Genomic DNA, 18,219 nt, shown 5'->3' on the forward strand with positions numbered 1-18,219 from the left:
GTCAGCTCACCTTCGGTAACAGCACGAAGACGCCGATGACGTCCGGCCGTAGAAACGCATCTACGCGGGTACTACGCTCGCGCGTATCGGATTTCTCGTCGCGAAAGGCTGCGGCCCGCACCCGAATGTGGTCGTCGAGCAAAGCGTTCGCGCGCTCGGCCGCGAACTGCTCGAGCTGGCTCTCCTGGTCTGCTAGCCAAGTCAGTGCCCGAGTCACCTCGCGCTCCCTCACGTGAGGTGGGACGTCGTCGATCGGCGGGGAAGCGAGCAACGCCAAGGCTTCTGGGCTGGACATGCGCTCACCGATCTGGCCGACCCAAGCAATGCCGGTCGCCTCTTCAACCAGGAGGGTGTTTTCACGGCGTCCCTGCCGTGTCACGAGTTGGTGGCGGAGCCGCACAAGCGCGAGTGTCGTCCTCGCGCGCACGGCAGCCGAGACCCAGCATCCCACGCGTCCAAGGACGGATGGGTCGCCGGTGTCGGCGACAGCACTGGTCAAGCTCCGCTCCAAGAGCGTCTCGGCGAGGACAGTCACAAGGGGATGGCTGCGCTGCACCGGCCGGCAAGGCGGAGGGGCCGGGTAACGGAAGTCAATCCGGAGGGTACCGGTAAGACCCACGGATTCGAGTCGTTCCCGGAGATCCTCCGGCAGCGACGCAGTGGCCGCCTTGAATCCGCGGCGCATGGGCTCGAGCCCCGATCCCAGTCGAGTCAGAGCGCGGTCTGTGAAACGGCGAACATCCTCTTGACTACCGATGGCAGCGAGACTTTTGTGCCACTCGGGCAGCACATCGTCGGGTTTCAGACGCCGCTGAGCGAACATGGTGCGGTTGGCTTTGGCCTTCTCCTCAGCGCTATTCCACTCGGCTTCGAACAAGTCGAGCTGCTTGCCCTCGGCGTTCGCAGGCGCACCCCGACGACGGAGTAAGACGGCCTTGAGCAGTGCCTGCGTCAACGTGTGGCCCTGGTCGGGTACCGGGACCGGCACGCCCAGTTCTTTTCGAATGCGCTCCGCCTTTCGGAGGATCACTTCGAGCACCGCTCCATCGACCGGGTTATTGACGCCGTACATCAGCGTTGCCCGCACGACGCTCCTCGACTGGCCGAAGCGGTCTACGCGCCCTTCCCGTTGTTCATGCCGCGTCGGGTTCCACGAGAGATCATAGTGCACGACGGCATCGAGGTGCTCCTGAAGGTTGATGCCCTCAGACAAGCAGTCGGTAGCGATAAGAACGCGCGGCCCCTCCACGTCACCGAGCCGTGCCACGCAAGCCTCCCGCTCTTCAGGTGGAAGCTCGCCTGTGATGACTTCGACCGCGGCGGTAGGCAGCCTCTTCGCGAGGTGGCGGGCGAGGTAATGCGCGGTGGCGATGTAGCGGCAGAACACCACGGGATGGAAGTCGTCCCTCAGCAGATCGGCCACGTGGTCAGATACAACCTTTAGCTTCGGGTCCCCTGCCTGGCCGGCGAGACGCTCAGCCTGGGTAACGAGTGCGGCGAGCGCAGAATCACCGGTCGCCACGGGCGGCTCGACATCGTCGTCGACTAAGCCATCCGCGTCGCCATCGAAAAGGCGGTCGAGGATCTGGGTCCGCTCGTCGGGTCCGAGCTCCTCGCCTGCTCGCGTGCGCAGCGCCAAAACGGCCGCCATTGGACTCGATGCTGCACACCGTAGCAGAGCAAGCGTGCCCCAGAAGTTCAACCTCTGCCGTTCAGCATCCCCCTCGCCGCTTGCCACAATCTGAGCGCAGTAGTCGAGCACCGAGTTGAAGAACACCTCCCAGTCGCCGGTGAGCAAGTACGTTAGCTCCTTCGTTTCGCGCCTCGGGAATAGATCAGACTCCTGCCACTCGGAGATATCGGGTCGGCGACGCTGGACGAAGTGGTTTCCGAGCCGGTTTCTCAACCGATCGCGATCAGCGCCCGCCGCGTCCTCTAATCGTTCGAAGTCGCGGTCAAGAAGGCCGAGAAGTCGGTAAAACGACGCGTCATCGCCACTGTGCGGTGTGGCGGTCAGCATCACAAGGTGTCGATTCGGCTCGTCGGCAAGTGCACGAAGCAGCTCATAGCGCTGATGACGGCCCTGTCCGTTGCCGGCACAGGTATGCGCCTCGTCCACGATAATGAAGTTAGGACAATGATGAAGAAAATGTGCTCGGCGATCTTGGCTCTTAATGTAGTCGAGGCTCACCACGGTGTGTGCGTAGACTTGGAAGAGACTCATGCCTGGCGGAATGCCCCGCTCGAGCCGCTTCGCGCTCGAGGCCGTCACAGCAACTGCCTGGAGGTTGAAGCGCGCCTCCAGCTCGGTCACCCACTGAGCAACGAGGTGCGGTGGGCACAAAACAACGCTCCGATCGACGTCGCCGCGGTCGAGCAACTCACGCAAGATGAGAGCTGCCTCGATTGTCTTGCCGACGCCAACGTCATCCGCAATGAGCAACCGCACTGGGTCGAGCTTGAGTGCCATGAGCAGCGGCACGAGTTGATAGGCGCGAGGTTCTACGGCGATCTGGCCGAAGCTGCGGAAAGGGCCGGCACCGCGACGAAGGGAGAGCAGCAGCGCGTCGCGGAGAAGTAACGCCGCGTCGTGTCCGCCGAGCTGTCGGGGATCAGGGGCCGGGAAATAGTCCGGGCGGACAGGTTCAGGCTCGAGCGGCAGGTAGAGGAGTGTTTGGTCCTCTTCAGAGCCAGAGATAGGCCTAACCCGTAACGTGTCGTCCGTGCTGCCTGCGAGCACAATCCACCCTCGGCCTCGTGCCGACACTAGGGTCCCGGGGCTAAACTTTGCTTCGCTCACGATGCCCTCCCGAGCATTGCGGCGAGCCGCCGGAAGCCGACGTCCCAGACTGCTGCATCGTCAAAGCGAACAACTTCGAAACCGAGGTCCCCAAGTGCATCGGTCGCGGCGTCGCTATCCCCCGTCAACACAGCGACGACGTAGTACTTCCGCCAAACAAGCGGTACGCTCCGGTCGGCAACCACTAATGGCTCTCCGTCCGGCGGCGGGATCCCCTGGCGCATCGCCTCGGTCAACCACATTTCGTGAGGCCGCGCTCCAATTGAGTCGATCCGATCTTCGGGCGGTGCGATCTGTTGAACATCCGTGCGGGCGCCCGCAAGTCGCAGCAGTGCCCACCGGGCACCTTCGTCCCGTCGGTCAATGAGCTCATGGTCCGGTTGGTTGTAGTACGACATGATGCATCGGTAGCAGGCGGCGACACAAGCGGTGCCAGGCTGATCTGCAAGCGACGCCGGATCTTGAGGTAGTGGTTGATCGTCAGGGATGTTGAAATGCATGACCTGCAGTGCCTTTCGTGCGACGGAAGCGAGGCTGTCGGGCTCGGCGACCAGGCGGACAAGCACGCCCGCGCCGCCCTCTGTTGCCTCGTAAAGCAAAAAGCCATTGCGAACCTCTCGGGTAGGCATCGGTTCGGCGAGGATTTCTCCCTCCTCGAGCTGGAACACAGCCTCTATTCCGCGAAGCAGCGCATGCTGAATTGTCGTGACTCCAGCCTGCGTAAGCGTCGAGTCGGTGAGCGTGAACAGCAGCGCATTCTTCCGGTCCTGGACGCATGGCACGATCCATTGGCGCGGAGACGCCGTTGGGTCGAAGTTGTCGTCCTCGTTCTCATTCTTCGCCCAGTAGCCAGACACCGGGTCGATGAGGAAACCGAGCGTCTTCTTGTCGGCGCGACGCCGCAGTCCCTTGTTCAATCGGGTGATGTTGGCTCCCGGTCCATAGGCGAGACGTGCCACGTTGCCCCCAGCGTCGGACGCAGTGGCACGCCGCACGTCGAGGTCGTGCTCGCGGATCGCCCACTCGAAGGTCGTCTGCAGCTCAAAGCCCTGTCGCTGACGCTCTTCGTCGTTCGCGGTAATACGCTCCGCAGGTTGCGTGGCCACGTTCTCGATGCGGTAGACGTGGTTCACGATCTCGGCGGTGCCAAGCGAAGCGCCGCAAGCATGGCAGACGGACGTTTGGTCCTCGAAGTGACCCGCCCCACAGTGTGCGCAGATGCGAACGGACTTGGTAGGGAGCTGGACGTCGGGCGTCGCGGCGTCGCGCTGGCCCAGCGAGAGCAACGCGCGAACGACCCGATAGGCGCGGCCCTCGTGGTAAACGAGGCTGCGTGGCCCGAACTCCGATAGCGCGAGAAAGCGCGGTCGCTGGAGATAGGTTTGCTTCCCGCGCCCATCAGATGTGGCTGGGACGTAGGCCATTAGCGGTAGCCGCGGAAAGTTGTATCCGGGCAGGAAGCCCTCGGTTGCTAGGTAGCGGTACGTGTAGAAGTCGCTCGACATGCTACTTGTACCGCGCTGAAGGAGGTTGAGTTGATCGATCGCCTGCGCGTGCCGGACCTGCGCGGCCCGCTTCTCTTGGTAGGGCGCCGAGTAGTCGTCCATCGTTCGCCGCGCGGCGTCGCGCTGCTCTTCGCCTGCGGCAAAAAGGTCGCGCCAACGGTCGAATGCTTTGCTGAAACGGTCGATTGCCGCCGCTACGATTTCGTCCGCGTAAGCTTCGCGGCTGGTGTACCAAGGTGCGAGTTCGGGTGTCAGATCGTCGGCCACCAAGTCGAGCACGCGGCGGATATGCTCGGTAGACGCCCGAGCGACCTGCTCCTCTCGCATCGCGGTGATGAGGTGGTCCACCAGCGGACGCTGCGGGTCGGCGAGCACAAGCATCTCGGCGATACTCGGATCAAGAGCCTCCTCAACGCAGGAGAGCCAAACCGCTTGGAGGTGGCTGTCGACAAGATCTCGATTGGCGAGGTCGAGCAGAGGCGCTTTCACCTCGCCATGCACCATTGCGCGTGGATCGCGAAAGAAGTATTGGTCATGCGGGCTCTGGGACGACGCGTAAGTGACGACGAGCGCCGCCTGCCCGCTCCGGCCAGCACGACCACTCCGCTGGGCGTAGTTCGCTGGCGTCGGGGGCACGTTACGCATGTGTACGACATTGAGCGCAGAGATATCAACTCCGAGCTCCATCGTGGGCGAACAAAAGAGTACCGGGAGGAAGCGGTTGGCCTCACCGATCTCGCGGAGGCGTTTTTCCTCTCTCGCAAGATTCTCCCGTTCCTTCTCGCCGTAGCGGAAGCGCTTTTCGCGCACCTCCCGGCGCTCGCCGTCCACCTGGGCAGTGTGCTCGCGAGCTTCGAAGCCGAACAGCGGGTGGATGGGCGCGGTGAGCATAGCCGCGAGATTGGCGTAGAGGTCACGAAAGAAAGCGTTCTCGGTGGTGCGATGTGCAGCGCTGCGCGATTGACCCAAGCGAAACAGCACGCAGGCGTCGCTGAGTCGCCAGCCCGGCTGATCAAAGGGTGTGTTTTCCTCCGAGACGAGGCCGTGCACCGACGCCGCGCGTAGCAGGTCATTGATGAGGCTGTCGAACTCCTTCGACTTCAGATTTCGCGCGGCACCGTCCCCATTCCAAAGCTTCCTTTGCCGGAGTGCCTTGCCGAGCGCGCTACGAGAGCCGCCACGCACGACGAGATCCATGTCGCGCAGAGAACTCTCCCGGCGCCTTGGTGCCGCTACCATCAGCCACCTTGCGCCGTGTGGCTTCTCGTCGTTACCGAAGCCCCAAGGGGAGCGGATGCGGCTGTGCGATCGAGCGACCATTTGCTCGATGACGGTCGGATCGAGTACCTGGCTCTTGATTGCCATCCACTTCCGCAGATGGTCGAGGAGTTCCCTGTACAGATTAGCGCGGACCTCGGCGCTCGCACTCTTCAGCAGCGGGTGAGCGTCGGCGAACTCCTCGTCATCGGCCGCCAAGGCGTCGATGCCTTGATACTCGACTGCCACCAAGCCGAGCTGCTCGAGATTGGGGTTCGTGTAACGCCAGCCACGGCGTTGGTCGAACCAGACCCGGTACGTCAAAACTTGACGCAGCGTCGCCTCTGCTTCCTGCAGGTTGAAGCCTTTCAAGCTTGGCTCTTGGAGCCACTCCGCGCGAATCGCGGCATTCGGGCGGTCGAAGCCGAGCACCTTCTGCTGAGCGGCGCCCAGTTCCTCGCTGCGGAGCCCTTTGTCGCCGGCTGCCCGCAACGCCCCGAGGAACCCCGCCCGAATGAGGCTTACGAACAGAAAGTCGTTGAAGTGACCCGCCTGGAGGGCGGCGTCCTGTCGGTTGTCGGTAAACCCGAGTAGCTTTCGGGTGAACGGTTGCACGCCGGACTGCTCGCCGTGCATCCAGCGCAGGACGCTCGCGACAAGCACCGTGGTCGCTGAGCTTCGTCCCTCTGCGGACAGCGAAGCGAGTCGCGTGCGGTCGCGCGAAGCGCCGCCCTGGGTGTTACCGCAGCGGAGGCAAAAGCGGAACTTACCTGGCAGGAACCAAGCGCGTGCGCCCGAGCCGATCTTACCGTCCGAGGTAACACTGAACTTCCGCGCGCGCGCGCCGCGGTAATACGGCTTGAGCCTTGGGTTACCCGCTGCGTCGTGCTCCAGCCACGTCTCAGGGTAGTCCTCCTCGCGGTCGTCGAAGGTAAAATCCGTGTCGGGCGGGTTTAGGGTGACGAAACCGAACTGCTCGCCGTCGACCGAGTCTCCGTCGGAGGCTTTCTCGTCGTCTAGTGAGGGCGGGGCGTCGTCGATGCTGCGGGGCAGCACGAGGGGCTGCCCGTCCTCGTCGACGAGCCGAACTGGATGGTATTCCTGTCCACATTCGCGGCAGAAGTGCACAGGGTACAAGCGCTTGTCGGGTTGGCCCGGCAGGAACTGCTGCCCCTCCACCGTGACGGTTCGCCGACCCGCAGGCTCGAGCGTCGAATAGGCATGGCCGGCGCCGGAGATGAACTGATGTAGCTTGAACGCGAAGAAGCTTCGCCCGCTATCGGTCCCGCGTCCGGTCCGGTCACGCTCTGGGACACTGGATACAAGGAGGAGATCGCGGAGGGCTGTGAGACAGGCCTCCTCAGAACGTAACGCGTCCGCCGAAAGCGCCCGCACTGCTTCGGTTACGGTCATCGGACGCGCGCGTATCCAGCGCTGATCCACCTCGGAAAAGGATACGCCGAGACGCGTCTCCACCCACACGGACAGCGGATGATAAGCGAGTTCGGCATTGGTGATCGTTGACGAGATGCCAGTATCGATCGCAGGTCCTAGCACGGGGCCAACCGAGGTCGCGCTCCCCGACGGATCGGTGATCCGCTCCAAGGTCTCGACGATGACGTTGCTTTCCGGGATCGGCACTGAGAACAGCTTTGAGGCAGCTCGCGCCACCACTCGGCTCTTATCCTCGAGCGACCCCTCACTAGCCATTGTGGCCGAAGTTCCCACGCATTGAAGGTTTTCGGGACGGAGTCGTTCTCGCACACGGCGAACAAGTAGAGCGACGTCCGCCCCTTGGCGCCCGCGGTATGTATGTAGCTCGTCAAGCACCAGGAAGCGAAGCCCTGCGCAGTTATCCATGACGCGCCGGTCAACCTTTTCCTGCCGAGTCATGAGCAGTTCGAGCATCATGAAGTTGGTCAGGAGTACGTCGGGCGGATTGTCAGCGATTCGCTCCCGCTCTTCGGCGTCTTCTTGGCCCGTGTAGCGTGCGAAGGAAATCGGTGGCGTCCCTGCGACGTTGCTGACGAACTTGCTGAATTCCTCGAGTTGCGAGTTCGCTAAGGCATTCATTGGGTAAATGATGATCGCGCGAGTGCGTGCTCGAGACTTATTACGCTTCTCTGCCAGAACGTGGTGGACGATGGGGATAAAGAAACACAACGACTTGCCGGAGCCAGTTCCCGTTGTAACGACGTAGCTCTCGCCTGCTGCAGCCACGGCAATTGCCTGTTCCTGGTGCTTGTAGAGCGTTAGCGGTTCGCCCTTGACCTGAAAAATGTCAGCGCAGGCAGGTTCAAGCACGCCTGCTTCAACCAAGCAGCGGACGTCGGTGGAGCGCTTGTAGCTAGGATTGATCTGGATAAGCGGTTCGGGCCAGTATCGATTCTTCGCGTAGATGGCTTCGACCTGCTCCTTGATGTCCTGAGCATGGATGGCGGTAAACGAAGTGGCGAAGTGCTTGTACTCGTCGACCACTGAGTCTCGGAGGGAAAAGATATCAAGTGTCGGCGTTGTAATCACTGCTGCCCCTCCTCACCGGCTCCGGTGCTTACGCTAGCTGCTCCGCCTGCTCGGACCCACTCGTCTATCTCTTCCTTCTTGAACTTCCATAGGCGCCCGACGCGGTGGCCCGGCATGCACTTGGAGGAGACCCAAGTGTAGATGGTGTCCTTGCTGACTCCGAGATGTTCTGCGATCTCTTCTACTGAAAGCCACCGGTCGTCCATTCAGGACCTCTCCAAACGATGAGGGGGTGCCTGCGTATAATGCCCCCGAGTGTACGGGCCGCTGGTTTATATCAGCGGATCCGGTGCCATGTCAAACGGTTTGAGTTGGGTTTAGTCGGGTTTCATCTAGTTGGGCTCGGGGCGGTCTGAGCTCGTTGGCACCCTTGGGAGTCTTGCGCCCACCCCATGGCGCCCTCCAGCGCCCTACAGCTCCCGCGGACACTTCCAAATGAGGTTTTCGAAAGGTCTCCCAAGGTTCGCTCGGTTATGTGCTCGCGGCGGACAGGCGCCTGAAATCGAAAATGTGATCGCAGCTCGGCGACTGTCATCTCCTGACGCCGAATCCGCGCTCGGTCAAATACATTCGACCGTGATCGTCACAGGGCAAAAGGATGGCAGCGGCGAAGCGATGGATAAGTATGTGCCTAGAGTTTGAGCCACGGCGCCCCAAAGCGTCGACTCGACGTTTTCGGAAGTTATAATTCCCTACGCGCCGCCCCAGCGCGCCGTCCTCAACCCTAACGAAAGGGTCTGGTGAAACGGGGCAAGCTTTCTGTGTCCGCCAACTTACTTCCCAACTGAGCGCGAGGACCAAGCGTGCAATGAGGACAGCATGGCTTTCCGCCTTGCGCAAAGACAAGGAGTGGGAAATGAAGGTTGTCCGACCTGCACCGAGCCAAGCCGCCGTGGTTCTCCGCAAATATCTCGACTCAATGGGGATGAACGTCCGACTGTCGGTAGCACAAGAAGGCGTTGCAAGAATGTTCGGCTACGCGGACTGGAATGCGCTTGCCGCCGACATGAACACACGCGACAGAGCCGGTGCCCTCCCGACCTCACGCGGTTCGCATGCCGAAGACGAGTCCAACGGCTATCCGATGGAACTCGCTCATCTTCCGGCTTTGGATTGGATGCGGGCGTATGAAGCCTGTTTTCCGCAGGCCCTGTTTCGTCGCGATCCGAACGAGACATACAACAGTCGGGTCACAGAACAGGACTTGAACGAGGCGCACCAAGCCGAGAGCCGTCTCAAATCGGACCTCTATCTTGCAGTATCGGCTCGAGAGCTACCATCCGAATATCGATACGTCCCAGGTGCAATTGACGTAGTCATCGCACACCACCACCAGTTATCTCTAGTTTTCGAGCGCCGAGTGGAAAATAGATTGGCAATACGGTTTTGTCCCACGCTCAATTGGGATACGCTCGAAGTGAACATCGGCAGGTACGAATTCAATGATGTATTGGGCGAGGAAATTGTCGACGAAGTGTGGCACTCCCCGATTGTCGCTGCGGATGACGAGTCGTTGGCGTCTGTAATTGATCGCGGCATGTGCGCCGCGCAAGAGTTGGCTCGCGACCTCAAGGGCTGGATTGTGGGGACTCGGTTCATGACTGCGGCTCAGCATGCAGAAAAAAGCAATCGCGGTTAGCGGCAAAGTGAAGCGTGCGTGCCGGCGGTCTTTCTTCGAGTTCGGTTTTTAACGCGGGAGAGACTGGTCCGGTGGCTTGCATACGGCTGCGCTCGAGGTCGACTGCAGGTATGACGCACTCTCAATCGCGCCGATGCTAGTTGGAGTGTGTTTCATGATGCTTGATGCCCAGAAAGAATCTCGCCAAGTCGTGCGCAGCCGCAACTGCGGGGTCGGATTCGATTAGGACAATTGATCCCCACGTGGCCGTGAATTTGCGGCCCCGGCGAGCGACACGCGCGTCGTTGTGGAGAGCGTTCAGTGCGTCGATTGTCTGGCGATAGGTCAATCCGGTGTCACTCGCGATTTGCTGGGCGGACTGCCACACGTTCGAGCGGTTGACTGCTGCTAGGGCGCGAGCTCGGAGAGATATGCGCCGCTTCTCGCAAAGCTGTCCGCGCACTGCGCATCTGTTCGAATCGTGACTCCCAATGTTGAACGTGCCATAACAGTCCTGAGCCAGTGCCATAACTTTGATCCGGGAACGGAAATGGGAATTGATGTCGCTGGCGGCGCGTTTGTCTTCGTCAGCGACGAATGTCCCGATTATGGAATTGACACTAGTATTCGATCCGACTACGCAAGTCGTGATTGGCGCAACTAGGAACTGGGCAATTTCGTGACCCGCTAGCCGAGCACGCGCGTGCTCGCCGGACGGCAGTACCACAGGCGGCCGCAATCATCGATCATGGGGATCACATCGCCACGTTTGATCGCCTTCTCAGCCAGCATGCGGACATCCGTGTGGTGCGCTTTAAAGATTGCTTCGAAATAGGCCGGGCAATAGAGCCGCCCCACCTCCATCTCGCCGAGCAAATTGCTGTATGAAAGCGGCTTGCCCACCGGACGCAGTCTGTCATACCGGCTCGTCCACTTCGTCCGTTCCGCCTCGCTTTGCGGATGCCTCTCGGCGGATGTTCTGGCAACCGCGGGTGATTCACGGGCAGTGCTTCCGCGCCTCAAGTGCGTTGGCAGACGGTCGTTGCTCTTGCCGTGCCAGCCGCGCGTGAAGAGGGGGGTTTCGTAAATCAGTTCGCCCTTTTGATCAAAGGAGACAGAGATGTCGCTGCGATTGGCCAGATGTTGGAGACTGAGAAACAGGCAGTTCAAAGTCTCAATGTCCGTCGTGCCTCCAAAAACCGCGTCTTCGATCTCGCTAATATCAAGGCCCCATCCCGGGACCATCGCGGCCAAGACACAATCATGAGTGAACTCTTTGTGCATCAGAAAATCCCGTGGTTTGACGTAAGGAAAAATTGAAATTTCATTCAGACGCTTACTTTGGCGCACCGTCACGCACACGCAACACCACCCCTAAAGGGTGGTGTGTGTGCTGTGCGCACTGTCCGCACGATGTGCGCACATGTGCGGTTTGCGCGCTGGTTAGTTAGCCCAAAGCCAACCATCGTTTACCTGGTAGATTTTTTTATCTCCCGTCATCGCCGTAATGGCCCGGCGCACCTGGTACTGACGTTGATCAGGACGGCAGGGCAGGCAACCTGCGATGACCTGCACGATCGCTTCGATCTCCACGCACGGTCTGCCAGTCGGGGCTCCGGCCTTTCCGAAGTCCTTCGATTCCCGCAGAAGCGCTCCGAGCGCCTCGTACACGATCTCCTGTGTCGCTCCGCGCGGCCTGGGACGCGCCGCCGTAAGCTTGCTCTCCGAGCGCTCCAGAACGCACGACGTGACCGGATCGCCGTATTCGTCCTCGTCCAGATCGACGAGATGCAGCCGGAAGGGAGTTGCTTCCCCGTCGTCTCCGTCCTTGTTCTTGGCTACGACCCACTCGCGTCGGTCGCCATCGCGTTTCACCTCGATTTCGGCGTCGAGTGCGCCGTGTAGCGAGCTATGGCCGCGAAGGCCCGTCGAGAGTTTTGTGGTGTGGTGAACGATCAGAACAACGCCGCCGATGCGTCGCTGGATCTCCTGACAGGCACCGATCAGATTTCCCATGTCCTGGCTGCTGTTCTCGTCGGCCCCAGGCGCGGCCCGGTTGAGCGTGTCGATTACGGTCATGGCCCCTTGGCCGCCAGCTGCGAGCACCGCCGTACACAGATCGTCCAAGTCTTCGAGGTTGCGCAGATTGAATGGTTGCGTGATGAACTCCAACCGTCCAGGCAATGCTTGTTCATGATGCATGCTCCACGCTTTCAACCGCTTGCCGATTCCGCCATCTCCTTCGAGGCACAGATACGTTACGGGTGCGGCCATAACGCGCCGCCCGAACCATTCGGAACCGCTGGCAACAGCAATGCAGAGATCGAGGACGAGGAACGACTTGCCGGAACCGGGCTGGCCGTACACTGCGGCAAAGCCTGTCTCGGGGATGACGCCGCGCACGAGCCAGCGCTGCGGCGGCGCGTTCATCAGATCGTGGGCGGAGCGCAACTGATAGCGCAGCGGCGTGGGAACGACGGCGTGTAGAAGCGCAGCCAGCGCCTCAATACCGTGGTCGGCCTCGTAGTCGTTGGCATCGTAGTTTTTTGGCTTGTCGGCCGGCATCATCACCATCGTGCCACCTACCGCCTGTGCGATCGTCTCACCCTTTTCCTCCTGCCCGCGGTCGGCCACGATCACGATGAACCCGGCCGCGTAACGTGCGCGCAGCAGCTCCGCCACCTTTTCGGTTCGACCGGCACCGAAAGTAACCACCGCGGCGGAGTCAGGGTCGGCCTTATTGCAGGACCATGCCTGCCCGAGACCCTCGCAAACGTAAATCTTTATGACGTTCCCGATATCGCCTATTACAAACAGTCCATCGCCGAACGAAGCACCCGGAGTGTTCATCTTCTGGCCGACGCCGGGCTCCGGAATGTACTGGACCGTCTGCAGCTCGCCGCCCATCGAGCGGACGGGCACGGCCAAGGAGCCGGCCACGCGCACACCGTGGATCGTCTGCTCGTCATCTGCGGGGACAACGCGCAAACCATCGGGACTGCCACGCTTGGCCACGATATATGGGTGGTCGCTGCTGGCGGGTGCGTAGCGCGCGAACTTCTCGGCAATGCTCGGGGTAGGTGGCGGCGTCCAGCCCGCCTTCGGCTTCGGTTGCGGCAGACAGGTAGATTGGCTCGAGCGAGATTGGCCGCCATCACGCAGGTGACTCGCGCGGGTGTGCTGTGCATCGTACCAGCCAGCCGCGCGAGCCATGTGAAAAAGGGTGGCGGCGCTGACACCGCGACCATTCTCGAAGCTGCGCCACGCGTCGCGCACGTCACGCTCGCTCTTGAAATTGCCGGCGGGCTCGGACCACGCGAGGAACTCCTCTTCGGTCAGGCGAGCCGCTTTCGCGGCCATGCCTACGCGCACCCATTCTTCACGGGGGCAACCGGAATCAAGCGATTGCAGCGCCGACAGCGCGCGCTCGCGCTCGGCGTCTGCGTCCAGCCGGCGCGGTCCGGCTGGTAGCAGTTTGTCGCGCCAGAGCCCCGAGAGATTGCCGCATCCCGGCTGCGGCGCCTCATTCATGACGCGCTCCCACGGTTGGAGATTTACGTTCATGCCCCCTCCACGACCGGGCTCAGGAAATAGACGCCAGCCCGGTTAGTAGCCCGTTCGGCGGTCGTCGTCGAGTTGTGTCGGTCTCTTTCGGGGTGCGAGGCAGCCCTACTGTTTTGGTCCATCACTCGGCCTCGGCGCGATAGTTTACCGGGTCGACAAACCACCGATGCAACTCACGGTTTGACCACACAGCGCAGCGTTGCGAGAGATGCCGGCGGCGCGGAAACCGGCCCTCCAGTTCGCGCTTGCGCAAGGTTTCGCGGCTGAACGGTACAAAGGACCGTAGGTCGTTCCAGCGGGAAAAGCCGTCCGCCGGCAATACTTCCGGTGTGGGGAGAGACGCGCTGCTGGTTGGGTCTGTGCTTGTAGCTGCCATGCTGTGAACCTCGCTAAAGGTTGTTGAACATGGCTTCTTATTATTGTGATCCGCGAAATTGCGATAAGCCCGTCAGCTCGCACGCTGTACGGCCCGCATGCAGGAACTATGCTGTGCGAGCAGACTGCATTGATTTCCGATATTCCGAAATGTATTTACGCGCCGTGGTGAATTTAATTGGGAAGTGCTTGCCCGCGATCGCTTCTGCTGCACTATCAATAGACTTACCGCCAAGATTCTCCTCGCACCATGCAAACACATCAGCTTTTATTGCACGAGTTTCCGTGTGACGAGAATCAGCCGCTTTGCGCGCTGTCGCCCTTCTCGCTTCAGTTTGGGCATCTCGGAGACGTTCAGTAGCTTTCAGCGCCTCGATTGCTATCCTGCTGAGCATAGTGCCGTTCGCCTCGATCGCCTCGTCGTGCTCTTGACCGGCAAGGCGCAGTGCGTCCCTTAGAACTGTCACTTTGTGCACCGCGTCGCCCGCCACTCTTTCCAATTCATCCATTAACACGCTCAAACCCGCGCACATGTCCAACAGTTCATCGAGCGACAGCTGCTCTGCTTCGATCTCGGCACGGCGGGCGGAAAGCGCGCCATTGAGCCTGTCATCTTTCATGTCTAGTCCATCAAGTCAGTGGCATAGAAAAAGAATTCGTTCTATGCCGTTGAAGATATTCGGCTTTTCGTGCCATCGTACGAGTCGGGGCAAAATGATCGGCGCCCCTGGCAATCAACGCCCGCCTAGTTCAATGCTGGGTCTGTGCCGCCCCTGATCGGAATAATGTGCGCACCTGCTTTCAGCTTATCCAGACAGTCCGCCCACGCCTGCATCATCCGGACACGGTCATCAATAAACTTCGTCCGGTTGTAGGCAGCTCCGAGCGCGTCCGGAACCTTGTGTGCGAGCTGGTGCTCGATGACTTCGCCCGGAAACCGCAGATGCTCATGCAAGATTGTGCGCGCCATCGCCCGGAACCCGTGGCCCGTGATCTCGGTCTTCGTGTCGAATCCCATTCGCCGCAACGCCGCGTTCACCGCGGCACCACTCATCGGCTTTTTGACGTCCCTCCCCGGGAAAACGTACGTGCGTTGACCTGTAAGCGCGTGCAGCTCGCGCAGGATTGCGACCACCTGCGAGGCGAGCGGTACGAGATGCTCTGTCTTGGTCTTAGAGACCGTATAGCGCCACTGCGCCTTGTCGAGGTCAAACTGCGACCACTGTGCCGTGCGCAGTTCTCCGGGCCGGACGAACAAGAGCGGCGCGAGACGCAACGCACACTGAACGACGAACGTACCCTGAAAAGCATCGAGCGCGCGCAGTAGCCCTGCCACCTCGGACGGCTGGGTAACGGACGGGAAGTGGGTATGACGCGCCGCTGGCAGCGCACCGCGTAGATCCGCGCTGACGTCGCGCTCGGCCCGCCCGGTAGCAATGGCGTATCGGAAAACTTGGCCGCAATTCTGGTGAACTCGGTGTGCGGTATCGAGCGCCCCGCGGGCTTCGACCCGGCGCAGTACCGCCAGCACTTCTGGGGCGGTGATCTCCGCTATGGGCCGACCCCCGAGCCACGGAAACGCGTCCTTTTCGAGACGCCCCATGATCTTGTCGGCGTGAGTCGCTGCCCATCCCGGTGCCTGCTTCGCAAACCATTCACGGGCAACGGATTCAAAGCTGTTGGCTGCGCGTTCCGCCGCTCCAGCTCGTTGCACCTTGCGCTCGATGCCCGGATCGACCCCGTTGGCGAGCAGCTTGCGGGCAGCGTCGCGGCGTTCGCGCGCTTGCTTCAGAGTGACGTCAGGAAACACGCCCATGGATAAACTCTTCTCCTTACCCCCAAACCTGTACTTGAGTCGCCACCACTTACCCCCGGCGGGAGTAACGAGCAGATACAGCCCACGCTCGTCAAACAGCTTCTGCTGCTTGTCGGTGGGCTTTGCGTTGCGGATCTTCAGATCAGTAAGCGCCATGATTAACCTTTGGGAATGACGGCACGCGTCGCATCCAGAAAGACACGAAGCTCAACTGTTTCTGCGGCAGTCAGGTTCAGACAGCGCTTGCCCAGCCTGAACGACAGGGCTCCGTCGCTATCCAGCATGTAGCGCATCGCCGCCTCGCGCCGGTCCTGTTCCTCACGCTGTGTGATGCGCTCTTCCTTGCGTACCTCGCCCGGATCGATCCCGGCGGCCAGCAACTGACGGGCCTCGTCGCGGAGCTTGCGCGCGTCGCGCACATTTACGTCGGGAAACACGCCCAGCGCGAGACGCTTTTCCCTGCCCGCGAACCGGTACTTGAACCGCCAGTACTTACCGCCTGACGGATGGATTTCGATGAGCAGCCCCAAGCTGTCGTACATCTTCCGGATCTTCTCGAGCGGGGCGGCGGCGCGCACCGCCGCGTCTGACAAGGGAGTCCGGTCGGTTTTGGCCATAGTTGGGGTAACAGGTCTGCGACGCCTCGGAGCGACCACCAAAATTACCCCAGTATGGGGGTTGTAGCGGTTGGTGGAACCTTGAAGAAGTTTGCAACAAAAAACCCCGTGAGGCTAGGCCTGACGGGGTTTTCTGGTGAAACTTTGGTGTTGCTTGGAATCTGGTTGGTGGAGAGGAGGAGGATCGAACTCCCGACCTTCGCATTGCGAACGCGACGCTCTCCCAGCTGAGCTACCCCCCCCAACACGAAAATAATTCTAGCACAGCCATTTTCCGTTTTGCCAAGCGTCCAGCCTCGGGAAAACCTCATCTGGACGGCGCGCCCGCGAGCACCCAGTCGACCACCGCGCGAATGTCCGCATCGCTCATCGATTGATGGGCCGGCATCGGAATCATGCCCCATACGCCGGAGCCGCCGTCCTTCACCTTGCGCGCGAGTCTGGCCGGCGCCTGCGCGTCGCCCTTGTACTTCGCGGCGATCTGCTGGAACGACGGACCGACCAGTTTGCGATCCACCGCGTGACAGCCCATGCACGCATTCGCGGTGGCGACCTGCTGGCCGCGCGGCGCCTCGGCCGCGTGAGCAACCGACGTCAGCGTGCAGGCCAGCGTGCCAACCACCAACGCGAACACAACACCCCCGCGCGTCATACCGCGTATCAAGGCACCGCCTTGGGATTGCCAGGCCGCACCGAGGTCGACGAGCTGACCGGCGCGGGCGCCTGTTGATCGAGCGGCCGCGCGCTCACCGACGAATCGGGGATCGCGCCGACCGTCGGCTCACCAACCTCGGGCTGCGAGGCGGCCACTGGCGCCGTCGCAGCAGCGGCAGCAGCAACCTCCGCTTCCTGCGGCTGAATATACTGGAACACCTTGACGACCTTCACGACGCCCGGCACGCGGCTCGTGACGTCGGCGCCGCGATTGCCTTCGTCCATCGTGACGAGGCCCATCAGATAGACGTTGCCGCGCTCAGCCACGACCTTGAAGTTGTTCGCCGAAATGTTCTTCTCGGCGATCAGCGCGGTCTTCACGCGCGTTTCGAGGTAGGTGTCGTTGGTGCGCGACGAGAACGAGCTCGCCGGCGTGATCACCAGTTCATTGACGATCGTATTCACGTTGTTCATGTTCCGCACGATGCTCTCGGCGCGCTGCCTGGACGCATCGCCCGCGACCTCGCCGGTCAGCAGCACGCGGCGGTTGAACACCGTGACGTTGACGTGCGCGGAGTCCGGCAGATTCTGGCTGATCTGCGACAGCGCCTTCACCTGGATCTCGCGGTCTTCGGTCTGCGCGCCGAGCGTGCGGCGGTCCGTCGCCATCAGCGCGCCGCCGCCCGCAGCGGCCCCGACCGCGAGAAAGCAGCCTTGCAGCGTGGCCGACAGCCCCGCCGCGAAGCCGACCACGAGCACGGTTCTCACCAGTGTCTTCTTGATGCGGAAAACGCTCATCAACTAGCTCTCCTTCGAAATCAGTGTCAGTCTTCGCCGAGCAACATGGCATCGATGCCGTCGCACAGGCAATGGATGGTCAGCAGGTGCACTTCCTGGATGCGCGCCGTGCGGTCGGACGGCACGCATACCTGGATGTCGGTGTCGCTCAGCACTTGCTGCGCGCGTCCACCGCCCTTGCCAGTCAGCGCGACGACGATCATTTCGCGCTCGTGCGCCGCTTCGATCGCAGCGAGCACGTTCGCGGAATTGCCGGATGTCGTGATTGCGAGCAGCACGTCGCCGGGCTGGCCGAGCGCCCAGACCTGCTTCGCGTAAATCTGTTCGAACGAATAGTCGTTGGCGATCGCGGTGAGCACGGAGGTGTCGGTGCTGAGCGCAATGGCCGGCAGACCTGGCCGCTCGCGCTCGAAGCGGCCGATCAGCTCGGCCGCGAAATGCTGCGCGTCGGCGGCCGAACCGCCGTTGCCGCACGCGAGGATGCGATTGCCATTGGCGAGCGCGGCGAACATCGTGTCGATCGCGACGGCGATCGGCATCGACAGGGTTTCGAGGGCTTCGAGTTTGACTGCCGCGCTGTCGCGGAAGTGTTGTTGGATGCGTTCGACTGACATCGAGTCTCTATCTTCTACCGCGAATGGACCGCACTACGCGGCCGTGTTGTGAAGTCATATTGCCAGGCCGTGCTCGCC

13 protein-coding genes and 1 tRNA gene are annotated in these 18,219 nt (G+C 61.5%); 1 reads left to right on the plus strand and 13 read right to left on the minus strand.

The window, feature by feature from the left end; translation table 11 throughout:
* Position 1 precedes the first annotated feature (1 nt).
* The 3 genes from F6X42_RS00200 to mads1 are packed head-to-tail and all read right to left on the minus strand — an operon-like array spanning position 2 to position 8,291.
* Positions 2–2,740: a DUF8741 domain-containing protein gene (locus F6X42_RS00200; RefSeq protein WP_312892351.1), complete on the minus strand. Its 2,739-nt coding sequence runs from the start codon at positions 2,738–2,740 to the stop codon at positions 2–4.
* Positions 2,741–2,796: 56 nt separating this feature from the next.
* Positions 2,797–8,040, minus strand: a complete 5,244-nt coding sequence (locus F6X42_RS00205; protein ID WP_312892352.1) for a DEAD/DEAH box helicase family protein — start codon at positions 8,038–8,040, stop codon at positions 2,797–2,799.
* Between the two features lie 41 nt (positions 8,041–8,081).
* Complete coding sequence (mads1, locus tag F6X42_RS00210; protein WP_187632276.1) at positions 8,082–8,291, minus strand: methylation-associated defense system helix-turn-helix domain-containing protein MAD1; 210 nt, start codon at positions 8,289–8,291, stop codon at positions 8,082–8,084.
* Positions 8,292–8,917: 626 nt separating this feature from the next.
* Here mads1 and F6X42_RS00215 point away from each other — a divergent pair.
* Positions 8,918–9,724, plus strand: coding sequence for a glyoxalase superfamily protein (locus tag F6X42_RS00215; protein WP_187632277.1), 807 nt, complete (start codon positions 8,918–8,920; stop codon positions 9,722–9,724).
* Between the two features lie 666 nt (positions 9,725–10,390).
* On the opposite strand, the gene F6X42_RS00220 is transcribed toward F6X42_RS00215, so the two are convergent.
* The 10 genes from F6X42_RS00220 to F6X42_RS00265 form a co-directional block, all read right to left on the minus strand.
* A complete protein-coding gene (locus tag F6X42_RS00220) occupies positions 10,391–11,059 on the minus strand; it encodes a hypothetical protein (protein WP_187632278.1) in 669 nt (222 codons plus the stop codon).
* 87 nt (positions 11,060–11,146) lie between these two features.
* Positions 11,147–13,267, minus strand: coding sequence for an AAA family ATPase (locus F6X42_RS00225; protein WP_246529901.1), 2,121 nt, complete (start codon positions 13,265–13,267; stop codon positions 11,147–11,149).
* Between the two features lie 121 nt (positions 13,268–13,388).
* A complete protein-coding gene (locus F6X42_RS00230) occupies positions 13,389–13,643 on the minus strand; it encodes a helix-turn-helix transcriptional regulator (RefSeq protein WP_187632279.1) in 255 nt (84 codons plus the stop codon).
* A 106-nt stretch (positions 13,644–13,749) separates the two neighbouring features.
* On the minus strand, positions 13,750–14,262 hold the full coding sequence (locus F6X42_RS00235; protein ID WP_187632280.1) for a hypothetical protein: 513 nt from the start codon (positions 14,260–14,262) through the stop codon (positions 13,750–13,752).
* Between the two features lie 125 nt (positions 14,263–14,387).
* Positions 14,388–15,614 (minus strand): tyrosine-type recombinase/integrase, encoded by a 1,227-nt coding sequence (locus F6X42_RS00240; RefSeq protein ID WP_187632281.1) that lies wholly within the window; start codon positions 15,612–15,614, stop codon positions 14,388–14,390.
* Positions 15,615–15,616: 2 nt separating this feature from the next.
* A complete protein-coding gene (locus F6X42_RS00245; protein WP_187632282.1) occupies positions 15,617–16,075 on the minus strand; it encodes an Arm DNA-binding domain-containing protein in 459 nt (152 codons plus the stop codon).
* Between the two features lie 166 nt (positions 16,076–16,241).
* Positions 16,242–16,317 (minus strand) — tRNA-Ala (locus F6X42_RS00250).
* A 65-nt stretch (positions 16,318–16,382) separates the two neighbouring features.
* Positions 16,383–16,736 carry a c-type cytochrome gene (locus F6X42_RS00255; RefSeq protein ID WP_187632642.1) on the minus strand — a complete coding sequence of 118 codons (354 nt, stop codon included), beginning with the start codon at positions 16,734–16,736 and terminating at the stop codon, positions 16,383–16,385.
* Positions 16,736–17,527, minus strand: a complete 792-nt coding sequence (locus F6X42_RS00260; protein WP_187632283.1) for a BON domain-containing protein — start codon at positions 17,525–17,527, stop codon at positions 16,736–16,738. The genes F6X42_RS00255 and F6X42_RS00260 overlap by 1 nt, the downstream gene beginning before the upstream one ends.
* A gap of 26 nt (positions 17,528–17,553) precedes the next feature.
* Positions 17,554–18,141, minus strand: coding sequence for a phosphoheptose isomerase (locus tag F6X42_RS00265; protein WP_187632284.1), 588 nt, complete (start codon positions 18,139–18,141; stop codon positions 17,554–17,556).
* Between the last annotated feature and the right edge of the window lie 78 nt (positions 18,142–18,219).

It is taken from the genome of Paraburkholderia podalyriae, from assembly GCF_014397785.1.
In the GTDB taxonomy this organism is placed as follows: Bacteria; Pseudomonadota; Gammaproteobacteria; order Burkholderiales; family Burkholderiaceae; genus Paraburkholderia; species Paraburkholderia podalyriae.